Consider the following 16,000-nt stretch of genomic DNA (forward strand, 5'->3'; position numbering starts at 1 on the left):
ACCTTTCCAGGTTTCTTCTACAATAAAAAGCAACCAGAAAGTAAATGAAATGACCTTCTGGTTGGATGTGAATGATGTAAACAGAATGAATCCATCCTGCTTAGGCAGTGGTTACTCGTTCAATAACCTTGAATGAGGAGGCTTCCTCTTGCGTAAATTTGGTGAATGCATCATTCTTTTTCAGCTGTTTCGCAAATTCTTCTCTTACCTCATTCTCAATCCCAAAAATATCAATAAATAATTGCAACGCCTCATCTGCCTGCTCAGCACCTGCCAATTCTTTCGCCTGCGTAATCGGCTCTTTCAGTAACTGATTTATAATACTTTTCGTATGCTTATTAAGCACTTTTTTCTCGCGATCCGTTAAGCTTGGAATTTTCCGTTCAATACTTTGCATTGTTTCGGATTGGATAGATAGCGCTTTTTGTCTTAGAGCAGATATAACCGGGATAACACCTAATGTTTTCATCCATTCCTTGAATTGGACAATTTCTTCCTCTAAGGATATTTCAATTTGTTCTGCTGCTGCTTTTCGAGACTCCAGATGTTCATCCACAATATTCTGCAGGTGATCAATATCAAATAAAGCAACTTGATTAACTTCAGCAATTTCCGGATCAATATCCCGGGGAACCGCAATATCTACTAAGAATAGTTCTTTATCCTGCCGTTTACTTTGTACCTTTTCAATATCTTCTTTTGATAAAACAACAGACTCTGAACCGGTAGAACTAATCAGGATATCCGCTTCTTCTAATACAACAGATAGTTCATCCATCCCGGCAACCTTAGCTTCAAATTTCTCTGCCATCATTTTTGCTTTCTCCTGTGTGCGATTAATGACAGTGATATCCTTTACTCCAGCACCTTGAATGTTTTTCGCTGCTAATTCGCCCATTTTACCGGCGCCTAAAATAGCTACATGCTTATTACTCAAGTCTCCGAACTTTTCTTTTGCTAATTCCACAGCTGCATAGCTGATGGAGACAGCATGTTCACCGATACCTGTCTCTTTATGCATCCGCTTCCCGAATGTAATGGCCTGCTTAAACAGTTCATTAAAAATGGTACCCGTTGTATTTGCCAGTTGTCCTTTTGAAAAAGCCTGCTTCAGCTGGCCAAGAATCTGTGTTTCGCCAAGAACCATGGAATCGAGTCCAGTCGTCACGCGAAACAAATGCTCCATTGCACCATCATCCTCCGTAATGTGCAAGTAAGTTGAAAAGGTTTCTTTTTCTTCTCCAAACCAATCTGCTAAAAATTGTTTAATATAATATCTGCCAGTATGAAGCTGATCAACAACTGCGTATACTTCCGTCCGATTACATGTTGAAACAATTACATTTTCCAGAATACTCTTCTGTTCCTTCAATACAATCATTGCTTCTGACAATTTTTCTTCATTAAATGTAAACTTTTCCCTAATTTCTACAGGGGTTGTTTTGTAATTAAAACCAACCTTTAAAATATGCACCGTACTACCCCCATTATGATTAAATGATTCAAACTTTTTATGATTATTATCTAATAATCATTATAACATGTCATGAAGTGCTTTTCGTGCTAAAATGTGAACAGAATCTGAAACAATTCGTACGTAACATAAAGATATGTATGATAAAATGATTCATTCCAGCTAAATAAAAACGACCGCTGCAACAACTTATTCCGACTGTAATGTAACATAACTGACCCATTATAGCAAGGAACTCACTTTAAGAGACAATGTACTTGCTTTTTAAGGGGGTGTCTGTTACAACAGGTATCATCATTTGCAGCACAGAAACAGAGACATTTGGGAGGTTTTTCGATGAAAAGAAAGCATTCACTGCTTGCTTATTTATGTATCGGAATCGGTATTTTTCTTTTACTGCGGGAGCTTCGGATTCCTTTTTTTGTTGACCTTTATTCATGGCAATCTTTCCTGATTGTAATTGGAATTGGTATCATCATTCATAGCTATACAACAAAAACATACCAGAATTTATTTATAGGTACATTACTTTTTGGAATCGGCATTCATCTTCATGGAGTCAAACATTACTCTTTTTGGATCGATGACTGGTCTGTTTATTTCATTATTATAGGACTTGCCTTTATTATCCGTTATACCAAAACAAAAAAAGGATTTTTCTTAGGTCTTTTCTCTATTTTATTAGGCCTGCTATTTCTTTTTTCGGAACAGCTTTCTATATACACCAGCTGGCTTGAACCGATTGTTTCGCTCTTAGAACGATTTTGGCCGATTCTGCTTATTCTCTTAGGTATGTTTATGCTCAAACGCAAATAAGGATACAGCCAGAAATTTTAATTTCTGGCTGTATCCTTATTTTATCTTCTCTTATAAGAAAACTTCACTCAGGCGGAAGTTTTACGGACGCTCCTCCGCGATAAAAGATTTTATCGCTCCCCAAACCGCATCCTTGCCTTCGCCGGTTTCTGCGGAAAAAGGAATAAAAATATCATCTGGATCTATTTCTAAAACCTTCTTAGATCGCTTAATATGCTTGTCCTTCTTTGTTTTTGGGATTTTATCCAGCTTTGTCCCGATTACGATGACCGGAAGCTCAAAAAACTTCAAATAATCATACATCTGAACATCATCAGTCGTCGGTTCATGGCGTAAATCAGTAATTAAAATAACAGCCCGGAGCGGTTCTCTGTTTTTAAAATACTCTTCCATCATGCCGCCCCATTTTGCCCGTTCTTTCTTAGATACCTGTGCATATCCATAACCCGGAACATCGACAAAATAAAGAGATTCATTTATCAGATAGAAATTTAACGTTTGTGTTTTTCCCGGCTTGGAAGAAGTCCTTGCCAAGTTTTTCCGGTTAATCAGCTTGTTGATTAAGGAAGATTTTCCGACATTTGAACGGCCAGCCAGCGCAAACTCAGGATATTGCTCCTGCGGATATTGCTTCTCACTGACAGCACTGATTACAATTTCTGCTTGATTAACTTTCATTTGGTTCATCCTCCTTTACCAACGCGATTTCTAATACTTCATCTAAATGCTTCACCGGGATAAACTGAAGCCCCTCACGGACACTTTCTGGAATGTCTTCTATATCTTTTTCATTATCTTCCGGAAGAATAATCGTCGTCAATCCGGCGCGATGTGCACTTAATGCTTTTTCTTTTAATCCGCCAATAGGCAAGACACGCCCGCGAAGTGTAATTTCACCGGTCATTCCTACTTCTCTTTTGATAGGACGCCCTGTCAAGGAAGATACGAGGGCTGTTGCAATGGTAATTCCGGCTGACGGACCATCTTTAGGTGTTGCACCGGCAGGAACATGGATATGAATATCGTATTTTTCATAAAAATCGGGTTCTATATTCAACTGTTCTGTACGAGAACGCACATAGCTAAACGCAGCTTGCGCCGATTCCTGCATAACGCCGCCAAGTTTACCAGTCAGCTTTAGGCTCCCTTTCCCCGGATAATGCGTTACCTCTATCGATAAAATATCTCCGCCAGCTGTTGTATATGCAAGCCCTGTTGCCGCTCCAACCTGATTTTCCTCTTCAATCAATCCATATCGGTATGCCGGCTTGCCCAGATATTCTTCTACAATGCGATCGGTTATAATAATCCTGTCCTTGCTTTCATCAGAGACAAGCTCTTTAGCCGCTTTCCGGCAAAGCGTCGCAATTTGTCTTTCTAAACCGCGGACGCCTGCCTCCCTCGTATATGTGCGGATTAATTTCATGATAGAAGACTCACGAATTTGTATTTTACTTTTAGTCAGTCCATTTTCTTTAATTTGTTTTGGTATAAGGTGACGTTTCGCGATATGCAGCTTTTCAACCTCTGTATACCCCGGGATAGAGATTAATTCCATCCGATCCAATAACGGCTCTGGAATACTGTTGATGTTATTTGCAGTAGCAATAAACAATACATTAGATAAATCATAGGTCTCTTCAATGTAATGATCACTAAAGTTATGATTTTGTTCTGGATCCAGTACCTCCAGCATAGCTGAAGAAGGATCGCCCCGAAAATCATTGGACATTTTCTCAATTTCATCTAATAAAAATACCGGATTAACCGTTTCAGCCCGCCGCATTCCTTGCATAATTCTTCCCGGCATGGCGCCGATATAAGTTCGGCGATGTCCGCGAATTTCCGCTTCATCCCGAATGCCGCCTAAAGAAATACGGACAAAATTCCGGTCGATTGCGTTGGCAATCGACTTCGCTAGAGAAGTCTTCCCGACTCCAGGCGGTCCGACCAGACATAAAATCGGCCCCTTTATCGTATTAGTAAGCTTTTGAACAGCTAAGTATTCTAAAATGCGTTCCTTCACCTTTTCTAATCCATAGTGATCTGCATTTAACACTTTTTCAGCTTTCTTCATTTGAATATTATCTTCTGTTTTGGTTTGCCATGGAAGCGCAACAAGCCACTCAATATAATTTCGGATGACAGAGCTTTCAGCAGATGACTGCGGGACCTTTTCGTAACGTCCTAATTCCTTCATCGCAACGGTGGTAATTCTTTCAGGCATATCAGACTGTTCAATTTTTGTTCTGAGCTGTTCCAATTCGCCAGTTCTGCCGTCACGGTCTCCCAATTCTTTTTGTATCACCTTTAATTGCTCTCTTAAATAATATTCTTTCTGAGTTTTTTCCATGGAAGTTTTAATCTTTTGACCGATTTTCTTTTCAATGGATAAAATCTTCCGCTCATCCGCAATAATATCCAGAAGCTTATGTATTCTTTCCGTGACATCAAAGCATTCTAATATCTCCTGCTTGTCATCCAGCTTTAAAGAAAGATGTGAGGTAATCATATCCGCTAAGCGGCCCGGATGATCAATATCGCCAACGGTTTCAAATGTTTCATCCGTTAATTTACGTGAAACCTTTATGTACTGTTGGAATTGTTCAAGCAGCGTACGCATTAAAGCTTCAGTTTCATAGCTGTCTCCAACAATCTCCTCTTTTTCTTCTGCCTCTACAATAAAGTTTTCTTCTTCTTCCAGATAACGAATAACCTCCGCCCGATAGAACCCTTCTACAAGTACTCGTTGTGTTCCATTCGGCAGCTTCGTAATCTGTTTAATTTTTGCAACGGTTCCAATATTGTAGATGTCAGCAGAACTCGGATCATCTGAATTCATTTTTTTCTGTGAAGCTAAAAATATGTATTGATCAGCTAACATAGCTTGTTCCAAAGAAGCAATAGACTTATCCCTTCCTACATCAAGGTGTAATACCATCGACGGAAACACAATCAACCCCCGCAGAGGCAGCAGCGGCATTTTTAAATAGTTTGCTGTCATACATTCACCCCCTATTTTCATTTTTTATGTATTTTCTCTGTAAGGCTCTTTCTAAGTGTAAAAAAAAATCAACAAAATGTAAACACCATCATACCTTCTTTTATTATAAACAAGTATTCAGGTATCTATGATTATTATAGTCATTTTATAAAACGAAACATTTATTCATCAGGAGTTTCGCCAATCGGGCATCGTGATAAAAGAAGATTTTACTGAAAGCACGTCCTATACCAGCAGAAAAGAGGAAGAATGCAGATTCTGACCAGAATCTGCATTCCTCAACCGTTTATGCTTATGCACTTTCCTTTGGTAACTTCTCATTTCCTTCTTGAACGGTACCGTCCTGGAAAACAAGTTTTGGACTTCCATCTTCCTGGATAACAGTGTCCTTTGTAATGATGCATTTTTCTACGTCTTCTCTAGAAGGAAGGTCGAACATAACATCTACAATGATTCCTTCTATGATAGAACGAAGTCCGCGTGCACCAGTCTTCCGTTCAATAGCTTTCTTAGCAATTTCGATAAGCGCATCCTGTTCAAATTCAAGCTCGACATTATCAATTTCAAACAGCTTTTGATACTGTTTAACAAGTGCATTCTTTGGTTTAGTCAAAATTTCAATCAGGGCATCTTCATCCAGCGGAGTAAGACTGCCAATTACCGGAATACGTCCAATAAATTCTGGGATTAAACCATAGCGTAATAAATCTTCCGGAAGAACTTTAGACAGCAATTGTGCTGTATCCAATTCTTCCTGCTCTTCATTTGCACCAAAACCAATTACTTTTTTACCTATACGACGCTTGATTACTTGATCAATACCGTCAAATGCACCGCCGACAATAAATAAAATATTGGTTGTATCGATTTGGATAAATTCTTGATGCGGATGCTTCCTTCCACCTTGAGGAGGTACGCTTGCTACTGTTCCTTCTAAGATTTTTAGAAGCGCCTGCTGTACGCCTTCTCCGGAAACATCTCTTGTAATCGATGGATTTTCAGATTTTCTTGCTACTTTGTCAATCTCATCAATATAAATGATTCCTTTTTCTGCTTTTTCTACATCATAATCAGCAGCTTGGATCAGTTTGAGAAGAATATTTTCTACATCCTCTCCTACATATCCTGCTTCTGTTAATGATGTTGCATCAGCCATTGCAAATGGTACATTAATAATTCTTGCTAATGTTTGAGCTAAGAGTGTTTTACCGCTTCCTGTAGGCCCAATCATGGCAATATTACTTTTAGAGATTTCTACATCCCCATTATGCATGCCGGAATTAACACGTTTGTAATGGTTATATACTGCTACAGAAAGATTTCTTTTGGCTTTATCTTGACCAATTACGTAATCATCAAGTGTATCACAGATTTCTTTTGGCTTTGGAATCTCATTCATTTCCATGCCTTCCTCGGTGCCAAGCTCTTCCTCAACGATTTCTGTGCATAATTCAATACATTCATCACATATATAAACACCGGGACCAGCTACCAGCTTTCGTACTTGTTCTTGGCCTTTGCCACAAAAAGAACATTTTAATTGTCCTTTTTCTTCATTAAATTTAAACATTACTTTTCGCCGCCTTCCTCAACAATCTCTGAGACTTTCCTAACACATTCGTTACATATATAAACGCCAGGGCCAGCTACTAATTTCTGAACTTCTTTTTCGTTCTTCCCACAAAAAGAGCAATTTGATTGTCCCATCCCGGCTTCTAAATTCAACATATTCATTCACTCCTACATGTGCCGTATCGGATTAGCAGTCAGCTTTATAATTCATCATATCAGATACAAATAGAAATACAAAACAATATACTTTTTATATTTTCTAAAGATAATCCTATGATAAGTGTGTCTATACAGTATGAATCAATTCTTTTAAATGTCAACTATTTGCAATTCCATCTGTATAGTATACTTTATATCCTGGAACAAATACCGCTTTTGACAAAATCTTCGTTTATTCGACACTGTCCTAATTAACAGGAAAGACAAGGCACGTCTCTCGGCGCACCTTGTCTTATTTATCCTCTTTTTTCACTTGTTTATAAAAATTATTTTGTTTTGCTGTTTTCAGCTAAGAATTCAATTGCAGCACGCATTTTTAAATCATTTTCTAATGTTTCTGTGGAACCGCCAAGCATTTGTAGAAGCTGTTCTTTCTCAACTCCGTACATAGAGCCCATTTTTTCAAGCTCTGCATCGATATCCTCTTCTGTAGCTTCAAGATTTTCAGCTTCAGCAATTGCTTCTAACGTCAAGTTAGTTTTTACACGCTTTTCAGCATCTTCACGCATTTGTTCTTTCAAAGCATTCTCATCTTGTCCTGAGAATTGGCTGTACATTTCTAATGTCATGCCTTGCATTTGAAGCTGTTGTTCAAATTCGCGAACCATCTGATTTACTTCTGTGTCTACCATTGCTTCTGGAATCTCTACCTCGATATTATCTGAAGCTTGTTGAAGTAATTCTTCACGCTGTTCATTTTCAGCTTGTTGTTTTTTGTTTGTTTCCAGTTCTTCACGTTTTTTTGCTTTCAATTCATCAAGTGTTTCTACTTCTTCATCAACATCTTTTGCAAATTCATCATCCAGTTCTGGTAATTCTTTTGCTTTTACTTCATGAATTTTCACTTTAAAGACTGCGTCCTGACCAGCTAAATCTTCCGCATGGTACTCTTCAGGGAAAGTGATTTCTACTTCTGTTTCATCACCAGCTTTTTTACCAATCAATTGTTCTTCAAAGCCAGGGATAAATTGTCCGGAACCAATTTCCAGTGAATGATTTTCACCTTGTCCGCCTTCAAAAGCAACGCCATCTTTGAATCCTTCAAAATCGATAACAGCAGTATCGCCGTCTTCGATTTCGCTATCTTCTTTTACAACTAATTCTGCTTGGCGTTCACGAAGATTTTCGATTTCCTGTTCTACATCTTCATCAGTTACTTCTACAGATTTTTCTTCCACTTCTAAACCTTTATATTCACCAAGTTTCACCTCTGGTTTCACTTCTACTTCCGCAGTGAAAACAAGCGGTTGTCCTTTTTCAATCTGATCAATGTCGATAGAAGGCTGTGCAATTGGGAAAATCTCAGCTTCATCAACTGCTTTAGAATAAGCACTAGGAAGTACAATATCTACTGCGTCCTGATATAGAGATTCTACGCCAAAGCGTTTTTCAAAAATACTGCGTGGAATTTTCCCTTTACGGAAACCAGGAATCTGAACATCCTTCGATACCTTTTTGAACGCTTGGTCTAACGCTTGATCAAAGTCTTCAACAGATACTTCAAACGTTAATACTCCTTTATTACCTTCTTGTTTTTCCCATTTTGTTGTCATTATTATTCCCTCCAAAATCAAATCTATCATTGCATTTCATTATTCATTTGATCAATCATTTTTCCTGATTTACAACCACCTCATTATAACACATATCTTTTGTGTTTCAAGCATTTTACTACCTACTCTTCAATGATACTTAAATAAAGCGAGTTACAAATTTTTATAGACTCTATCCATGATTGGGCAGTTTCATTCAATTCGTCCAGCTGCAAATCCAGCTGTAAATAGTCATTTCCAAGAATATAGACGGCTTCTGCAAAAGAAAACATATCACTCTCTTTCGGTGTAAATGGATAAGTCACGTAAAAGTATCGATATACAAGCTGCTCAATCAAATTTAATAGAGATGGATTGGCTTCTGCCCTTTTTTCTAATTCTTCCGTTATAGCTATATAGCTTTTCTCTTCAGATATCTGGATCAATTCCGTCGGCTGAGTAACCATCATTGCCTCAAATTTATGTATGTAGACAGATCTTTCTACGCCTGTTTCTTTGAACCATTCTAATAAAGCAGTTTTAATAACAGGATGCACTTGAGGATTTTCAAGCAGTCTGATATTTTCTTCCTCCGGATTTGCCTGTATCCGCCGAAGGTTATCAATGATATTCCATTGCTTCAGATAATCATCATCCCTTACAGCTTCCTTAAGTTCTTTCATAAAACTGACGGCATTATCTTCATCGATCCCAATCTTCATATTGCCGCTCATTTCATATAACTGCTGAAAAGGCTCTTGAAGCATGTCAGGAATCATATTATGCTCAAATTCTATTTCTAACAAATCCATCAAATGCTGATACTGGCTTGTTTGAAAAAGAATGGTTAAATAAATATGGAAGTAATGATAATAATGTGCGTCTTTTCTGGCCAGCAGTTCTTCACTGAGCTGCTCTGCATCCTTATACTTTCCTAATTCCATCAAACACATTAATTTACCAATGTATATTTCATGGCTTCCTTCATGATATGCAATCAGACTGTTTAATTTATCTAATGCCTCTTTGTACCTTTTTTCCTTTAATGCATGCAAACCTTCTTCTTCCAATTGTTTTTTCGTATTCGGAAATAATATCACTTTAGCACTATCTTTCATTTGTTCACCTCTATTCTGGGTTTCCAAAAATTTTCTTCAAATCTGTTATACCCTATCCTGCACTATTTAAACTATTTTTTTCAGATTATATCTGCAGCAGGTTTAACCTTCCTGTCTCATTATCATGTTACCCTTAAAAAAGCAGCGGGTCTATATTAATTTGCAAAAGATAGTTAAATTCATTTTAGGCACTTCATCAAAATCTATGCATTATAAATCATTCGTGATATAGATGTAAGCTGCTGCACCCGAAAAATAACGTCAGCTAGTTTCTTTCTTAACTGAATTTATTCATATCCCTGCAAGCCCAGTTTTTAATATAGAGCCAATTATCTTTTTCTAGAAACCAAAAAAGCTCAAAACCTTATTAATTGAGGTTTTGAGCTTTTTAAACTGTTTACGTCCCAGGCAGGATTCGAACCTGCGACCCACAGCTTAGAAGGCTGTTGCTCTATCCTGCTGAGCTACTGGGACATGATGGAGCGGGTGAAGGGAATCGAACCCTCGTCATCAGCTTGGAAGGCTGAGGTTTTACCATTAAACTACACCCGCAATTACCGTGTTTTATGTATGAAATGATGTGCACCGTTTTTAACGGACAAGTAATATTATATGTGGGATAGAAGTTTTTGTCAACAGATTTTTAATTTTTATTTCTCGGCTTCATAAAAATGACGAAAACCCTCGGTACACAAGGGAAAAACAGCTTGAAAATTCTCTAGTGAAAGCAATAAAAGCAGTTCACATTCTCTTTTCAGAAAAATATGAACTGCTTTTATCTTATTTATCACGGAGAGTCGTCCATAACATTATCAATGTATGAAGTTTCGTTTTACAAAGAAGTACGATAGCTCATATCTTCTATTTTTCCATCTTTTAAAGTGTAGAAGTCTACCTGCACTTCATCTGTATTTTCCCAGCTTAAAACAGCGTATGTTTTTTCCACACGATTTCTAGGCATACGAATACTCCCTGGATTGATAAATAATTGATTCCCCATTTTTTGAGCACCGGCAATATGGGTATGACCAAAGCATACGACATTTGCAGCATACTCTTCTGCTGCATAGGATAGGTTGGTCAAGCTTCCTTTCACTTGGTGAAGATGACCATGCGTTACAAAGAAACGAAGACCATTTAAATCTAACATTTCTTGTTCTGGATAAAGCAAATCAAAATCACAATTTCCTCCAACTTTATAAAAAGCGCTCAACTCTGCCGCATCAAAATCCAGCTCCGAATCACCGCAATGGATGTATAAATCTGCAGCATGCTTTTCCGTCATTTCTTCCAGTTCTTTCGTCAACCCGTGACTGTCACTTGTAATCAGTACGCTTGTCATTATACTCCTCCTCTTTATTCCTTAGAGCAAATGTATATTTTGTTCCAATTGATTCATCGCTATTTTCCGATGGCTGATTTGATTTTTTTCAGCCGGATCCAGCTCTGCCATTGTTTTTTCATAACCCTCCGGTACAAAAATAGGATCGTAGCCGAAACCATTTTCTCCACTCTGTTCCGTTTGAATATGACCTTCACAATACCCAGTTACAAACAACGGCTCCTGACCAGGCTGAGCAATTGCTAAGACACAGACAAAGCGGGCTCCGCGTTCGCCTTCAGGAATTTCCTTCATTTCCTCCAGAACCTTATCAATATTCGCTTGATCATCTGTCGGTTCGCCGGCATAACGGGCGGAATACACTCCGGGTCTTCCTTCTAAACTGTCAATAACCAGCCCTGAATCATCAGCCAGCACTGTCTTTTGGAAACGATTAGAAATTTGCTCCGCTTTGATAGCTGCATTTTCTACAAAGCTCTCCCCTGTCTCCTCAATATCTGGAATGTCCTCGTCTAAATCAAGCAGGGAAACTACCTCAATATGATGAGGAGCAAAGAAATCTCTAAATTCTTTTACTTTTCCTTTATTTTTTGTTGCAATAATAATCTTCTTCATGGTATCTCCCCCAATGAAATCAGTCTTGGTTAACCAAATCTGCAATAGAGCCAAGCGTTTCTTTCTGCTGGCTGATCAATTCCTGAATACCTTGCTCACCTAAACCGAGCATCGCTTGTAATTGCTTTGGACTAAATGTAGCTTCTTCTCCAGTTCCCTGCAGTTCTACAAATTCCCCTTTACCAGTCATCACAATATTCATATCGACATCCGCTGTACTGTCTTCCTGATAATTCAGATCAAGTACCTCACATCCCTCAGGCAATACACCAACTGAAATTGCCGCTAAGAAATCAGTTAAAGGAAGCTCCTTCAGCACTTTCTTTTCAACAAGCTGATGAAGTGCAATTGCCATAGCGACATAAGCACCTGTAATGGAAGCTGTTCTAGTTCCGCCATCCGCTTGAATAACATCACAATCAATCCAGATGGTCCGTTCCCCGATTTTGGAAAGGTCAACAACTGAACGTAGTGCTCGTCCAATCAAACGTTGAATCTCCATCGTTCTGCCGCTCACTTTTCCTTTAGAAGATTCACGAATATTACGCTGCTCTGTTGCACGCGGCAGCATTGCATATTCCGCTGTAATCCATCCTTTTCCCTGGCCTCTCATAAATGGCGGCACTCTATCTTCAATACTCGCATTACAAATAACCTTTGTCTGGCCCATTTCAATTAATACAGACCCCTCCGGATGTGTAATATAGCCCGGTGTTATTTTTATCGGCCGCAATTCATTTGGTTTTCGATTATCCTGTCTTTCCATCTATTTTCCTCCTTATTTCACATTACATAGCTTATCATATTTTCGAAAAAAGAAACATGAGAATGCTGTTAAAAGAAGTATGTATCTTCAAATTATCCGTTCAAAGAAAAAAGCACCTCAAGAACAGGTAAACTGCTCTCCAGATGCTTCATCGCACATTGCAATCCTTTTATAATTCTTCACTTGGTGTATATATATCTGCTGACACCGGTGCAGAATAAGGCTCTCCATTTTCATTAAATACTTCATCCACATTTTCAACCTGAACATTTACCGCATCGATGTTTGGCCGCTGCGTTAACGTTCTGACCATAGTCTCCATCACTTCATCTGAGATAATATTTTGCTCGGAATCCATCAGGATACCTTCATTAAATGTCAGATGGACAACTCCTTCCTCTATAACCGGATCTGCTGTCAAGGCTGCTTCCGGGCTAAAAACATTCACAACATGATTTTGATAGCCTGGACCGTCTACCAGTTCATTCACAACGCCTGTTAAATCATTTTCATCATCCATCTCGACATATTGTGTAACAGGAACATAATAACGGTTATTTTCCTGTTCTACCGGATAAAACATGGTAACTGGACTACTGTTAAAATAGTCTAATGTATCATTATTGGTCAAATTGATTCCCTTTGCCCGTGTATAACCATTATTGATCGGTGTACCATTTACTGGCATTTCCTTTAAATCGACTCCATCCACCCGAAGCTTGACCTTATTAACATTCTCAAATTGTGTCAGCGTGTGTGTAACAGCTTCTAAAATAGGAAGCTCAGATGCTGCTTCATAATCGGAAAATTCTCCGGATAAATCTACGACAATTGTACCGTCTTCTTGAAGATCAATGCCAAGGACCTCTGTATCCTCCGGAAGCACAGCTTGGAAGCCGTTTGGCAGCATTGGAGTGATTGGACCGCCTTTAACCATATATTCAATAACTTGCTGCGCCACTTGATTTGTTTCAGGAATTGGAAGCTCAATCATTTGTGAGGCAACCATCCCGTTTGAATCAATTAAATACAACTCTCTAGAAACCGTATCTTCTGCTTCCTCAGGAGGAGCTGCAGCATCTTCCTCGTTTGCTGCTTCATCATCTGCTGTTTCTTCCCCATTTACTGCTTCTGCATTTTGCGGAGGATCCACCTCTTTTGATGACTGTTCTCCTTTAAAACATCCTGCCAACAAGACTAATATTCCAAAAGCCACGATTAATCGGATTATCATTTTACTCATGCAACTACCTCCCAAGATGGTTTGTACTATTAATCATACGAGCCCACCCCGAGAAATAGACCATGATTTAGATAGTTTATAAAGGAAGTTTCATTTTATATCTGAAAAAAGACCACATAAACTGAAACTTTAATCAGTGGAGGTTTCGACGCATGGCTCTTTACGATGGAGCGAATAATCGCAGCAATGTTGTCAGGTTAATATGCAGCTGTGAGAAAAAACTCCTATGCAAAGATTCACTCTCATCTGCATAGGAGTTAAAGCTACTGAGATTAAACATGACGCAAATCTGCATGTTTAATTGTCAGCACACCAAAATTACTATCTTTAAAAATCTTCTGTGTGATTTCGATAAAAATATTCAAATCTCCTGTCGCATAAAATTCATGGGGCGGCATCGGGTCATCGCCATTCGCAATTTGATGAATATCTAATGTTGTACTCGTCTCTCTTGCCGTTTCTTCACTGGAAGAAATAACAGTAATTTTCTCTCCTGCCACCGCTTGAATAGTATCCTTTAATAGTGGATAATGCGTACAGCCTAAAATCAATGTATCCATTTGATCATGCTCTAAAATAGGCACCAGGGTTGTTTCCACTACTTGTTTTGCTTCCGGCCCGTCCAGGATCCCTTTTTCCACCATCGGAACAAAAGCAGGGCAAGCTAAAGAAATAACCTCAATATCAGACTTGATTTGACGTAGTGCATAACTATATGCACCGCTCTGCACCGTTCCTTCTGTTCCAATTACACCGATATAATTATTCTCCGTAGATTTGATTGCAGCCCTCGCGCCAGGCTTGATAACGCCAATAACCGGAATATCCAATTTTTCTTGTAACTCTTCTATTGTAAATGCGGTTGCCGTATTACAAGCAATCACAAGCATTTTTATATTTTTTTTAAGTAAAAAACGGACCATTTCCCATGTGAATTGTTTTACCTCTTCTTTCGTTCTCGGTCCGTATGGGCATCTTTCTGTATCTCCTAAGTAAATAAGCGGCTCTTTAGGCAGCTGTCTCATTAGTTCATGAACAACCGTTAACCCGCCCACTCCTGAATCTATTACACCAATTGGCTGTTCCAAAGCGCTCTCTCCCTTTTTGCTATTGCTACTTCTCATTAACTTGCTTCATTTCATCATGCAAAAAGCCTAACAAATCATTCAACGTTTCTTTCTGCTCATCTGAAAATGAAGATAAAACATCCTGCAAATATTCCTGACGTTTTTGGATTACTTCTTCAATAATATGCTTCCCTTTTTCCAGAAGATGGATGCGCACCACGCGCCGGTCATTTGTATCACGGACACGCTCTACTAATTCATTTTTCTCTAAACGGTCAACTAAGTCTGTCGTCGTACTAAATGCATGGCTAATACGGTTCGACAATTCGCCAACGGTCAAATCTCCTTCTTCCAGCAGCCACTGCAAGGCAATAAACTGCGGCGAAGTAATCGGATAATGATGTAATATTTTCCTGCCATTTTGTTTAATCATGCCAGAAATATACCTTAATTGTTTTTCCATTTTATTCACTGCTTCTACATCTTTATTCTTTTCCAATTCTTTATTTTTTTCCACATTGATACCCCCTAAAAGTAAGAATTGCTCCTGGTATTTTAACACTAATTAAATAGCAATGGTTATGAAGTCATTTTCTTGCTGCTTGTATTACATAGTAAACTAAAAATCGCTTCTTGAAAACTTTTTTAAAGCCGTCCAAGGCAAATACCTTTAAAAATGTACGCACTCTTTTGTTTCAGCCTTCATAAGCTATATCGACTAAATAATTTCCCTTCATGATGCAGTTCTATAAAGCAAGGAGGGGGTAACATTTGAAGGATAATGGGTATAAACCGAAGCAGCTGCTGACCAAACGCGAGAAAGAAGTGTTTGAACTATTGGTACAAGATAAAACAACAAAAGAGATTGCCCAAGAGCTATTCATCTCAGAAAAAACTGTGAGGAACCACATTTCAAACGCGATGCAAAAACTGGGGGTAAAAGGCCGTTCACAGGCTGTTGTTGAATTGCTTCGCATGGGCGAATTAAAACTGTAAACACACAAAAAAGAAAAAATGATACACCAGCATGTCGTTCGAGATCAAAATACATTTATTTTCTTTTTTATTCTATTTTTGTTTTGAACTCAAATCAATACATGCATTCAGTGGTGAGATGCTACGGCAGGACTCACCATACAATCGTATACTTTATCGTCATTCCTTACAGGTATAAACTAAGGCTATATGAAGGTGCTTTTTAGTCTGAGCTTTGAAAAAAGAGCTCAGACTTT

Annotated in this window: 14 protein-coding genes, 2 tRNA genes and 1 pseudogene; 2 read left to right on the plus strand and 15 right to left on the minus strand. The window is 38.5% G+C overall.

Translation table 11 applies throughout. The features are described 5' to 3' along the window. Positions 1-100 precede the first annotated feature (100 nt). On the minus strand, positions 101-1,474 hold the full coding sequence (gene hemA / locus ACW0TQ_RS06040; protein WP_042534415.1) for a glutamyl-tRNA reductase: 1,374 nt from the start codon (positions 1,472-1,474) through the stop codon (positions 101-103). A gap of 336 nt (positions 1,475-1,810) precedes the next feature. Here hemA and ACW0TQ_RS06045 point away from each other — a divergent pair, with 336 nt between their 5' ends. Beyond that, the gene (locus ACW0TQ_RS06045; protein WP_332093734.1) at positions 1,811-2,290 is read left to right on the plus strand and encodes a LiaF transmembrane domain-containing protein; all 480 of its coding nucleotides are present in this window, start codon (positions 1,811-1,813) and stop codon (positions 2,288-2,290) included. An 81-nt stretch (positions 2,291-2,371) separates the two neighbouring features. Here the strand turns inward: ACW0TQ_RS06045 and yihA are convergent, their stop codons facing one another. The 14 genes and pseudogenes from yihA to ACW0TQ_RS06115 form a co-directional block, all read right to left on the minus strand. Next, entirely contained in the window at positions 2,372-2,968 is a 597-nt protein-coding gene (yihA, locus tag ACW0TQ_RS06050) for a ribosome biogenesis GTP-binding protein YihA/YsxC (RefSeq protein WP_042534417.1), read from the minus strand. Next, positions 2,958-5,294, minus strand: coding sequence for an endopeptidase La (gene lon, locus ACW0TQ_RS06055; protein WP_042534418.1), 2,337 nt, complete (start codon positions 5,292-5,294; stop codon positions 2,958-2,960). Before lon ends, yihA begins: the two co-directional genes overlap by 11 nt. Before the next feature lie 292 nt (positions 5,295-5,586). Continuing rightward, complete coding sequence (gene clpX, locus ACW0TQ_RS06060) at positions 5,587-6,864, minus strand: ATP-dependent protease ATP-binding subunit ClpX (protein ID WP_042534419.1); 1,278 nt, start codon at positions 6,862-6,864, stop codon at positions 5,587-5,589. A gap of 14 nt (positions 6,865-6,878) precedes the next feature. Then, positions 6,879-7,022: pseudogene (locus ACW0TQ_RS06065) on the minus strand (ClpX C4-type zinc finger protein); the annotation flags it as partial. A gap of 329 nt (positions 7,023-7,351) precedes the next feature. Then, positions 7,352-8,638: a trigger factor gene (gene tig / locus ACW0TQ_RS06070; protein ID WP_042534420.1), complete on the minus strand. Its 1,287-nt coding sequence runs from the start codon at positions 8,636-8,638 to the stop codon at positions 7,352-7,354. Between the two features lie 122 nt (positions 8,639-8,760). Next, positions 8,761-9,735, minus strand: coding sequence for a tetratricopeptide repeat protein (locus ACW0TQ_RS06075; RefSeq protein WP_042534421.1), 975 nt, complete (start codon positions 9,733-9,735; stop codon positions 8,761-8,763). Positions 9,736-10,135: 400 nt separating this feature from the next. Beyond that, positions 10,136-10,209 (minus strand) — tRNA-Arg (locus ACW0TQ_RS06080). 4 nt (positions 10,210-10,213) lie between these two features. Further along, positions 10,214-10,287 (minus strand) — tRNA-Gly (locus ACW0TQ_RS06085). A gap of 280 nt (positions 10,288-10,567) precedes the next feature. After that, a complete protein-coding gene (locus ACW0TQ_RS06090; RefSeq protein ID WP_455725416.1) occupies positions 10,568-11,077 on the minus strand; it encodes a metallophosphoesterase in 510 nt (169 codons plus the stop codon). 21 nt (positions 11,078-11,098) lie between these two features. After that, positions 11,099-11,692, minus strand: a complete 594-nt coding sequence (locus ACW0TQ_RS06095; protein WP_042534423.1) for an XTP/dITP diphosphatase — start codon at positions 11,690-11,692, stop codon at positions 11,099-11,101. Between the two features lie 19 nt (positions 11,693-11,711). Next, positions 11,712-12,458 (minus strand): ribonuclease PH, encoded by a 747-nt coding sequence (rph, locus tag ACW0TQ_RS06100; protein WP_042534424.1) that lies wholly within the window; start codon positions 12,456-12,458, stop codon positions 11,712-11,714. A gap of 169 nt (positions 12,459-12,627) precedes the next feature. Further along, positions 12,628-13,701, minus strand: coding sequence for a GerMN domain-containing protein (locus ACW0TQ_RS06105; protein WP_042534425.1), 1,074 nt, complete (start codon positions 13,699-13,701; stop codon positions 12,628-12,630). A 272-nt stretch (positions 13,702-13,973) separates the two neighbouring features. Beyond that, entirely contained in the window at positions 13,974-14,789 is an 816-nt protein-coding gene (gene racE, locus ACW0TQ_RS06110) for a glutamate racemase (protein WP_042534426.1), read from the minus strand. A 25-nt stretch (positions 14,790-14,814) separates the two neighbouring features. Continuing rightward, positions 14,815-15,231: a MarR family winged helix-turn-helix transcriptional regulator gene (locus ACW0TQ_RS06115; protein WP_175297093.1), complete on the minus strand. Its 417-nt coding sequence runs from the start codon at positions 15,229-15,231 to the stop codon at positions 14,815-14,817. A gap of 308 nt (positions 15,232-15,539) precedes the next feature. Between ACW0TQ_RS06115 and ACW0TQ_RS06120 the strand changes: the two genes are divergently transcribed. Continuing rightward, entirely contained in the window at positions 15,540-15,764 is a 225-nt protein-coding gene (locus ACW0TQ_RS06120; protein WP_040981732.1) for a helix-turn-helix domain-containing protein, read from the plus strand. The last annotated feature ends 236 nt before the right edge of the window (positions 15,765-16,000 follow it).

This window comes from Oceanobacillus sp. M60, assembly GCF_053839645.1.

Bases quoted from the DNA above. Each gene is read 5' to 3' on its own strand.
- ACW0TQ_RS06045 (WP_332093734.1), top strand. From the start codon at position 1,811: ATGAAAAGAAAGCATTCACTGCTTGCTTATTTATGTATCGGAATCGGT.
- yihA (WP_042534417.1), bottom strand. From the start codon at position 2,968: ATGAAAGTTAATCAAGCAGAAATTGTAATCAGTGCTGTCAGTGAGAAG.
- lon (WP_042534418.1), bottom strand. From the start codon at position 5,294: ATGACAGCAAACTATTTAAAAATGCCGCTGCTGCCTCTGCGGGGGTTG.
- clpX (WP_042534419.1), bottom strand. From the start codon at position 6,864: ATGTTTAAATTTAATGAAGAAAAAGGACAATTAAAATGTTCTTTTTGT.
- tig (WP_042534420.1), bottom strand. From the start codon at position 8,638: ATGACAACAAAATGGGAAAAACAAGAAGGTAATAAAGGAGTATTAACG.
- ACW0TQ_RS06075 (WP_042534421.1), bottom strand. From the start codon at position 9,735: ATGAAAGATAGTGCTAAAGTGATATTATTTCCGAATACGAAAAAACAA.
- ACW0TQ_RS06090 (WP_455725416.1), bottom strand. From the start codon at position 11,077: ATGACAAGCGTACTGATTACAAGTGACAGTCACGGGTTGACGAAAGAA.
- ACW0TQ_RS06095 (WP_042534423.1), bottom strand. From the start codon at position 11,692: ATGAAGAAGATTATTATTGCAACAAAAAATAAAGGAAAAGTAAAAGAA.
- rph (WP_042534424.1), bottom strand. From the start codon at position 12,458: ATGGAAAGACAGGATAATCGAAAACCAAATGAATTGCGGCCGATAAAA.
- ACW0TQ_RS06105 (WP_042534425.1), bottom strand. From the start codon at position 13,701: ATGAGTAAAATGATAATCCGATTAATCGTGGCTTTTGGAATATTAGTC.
- ACW0TQ_RS06115 (WP_175297093.1), bottom strand. From the start codon at position 15,231: ATGGAAAAACAATTAAGGTATATTTCTGGCATGATTAAACAAAATGGC.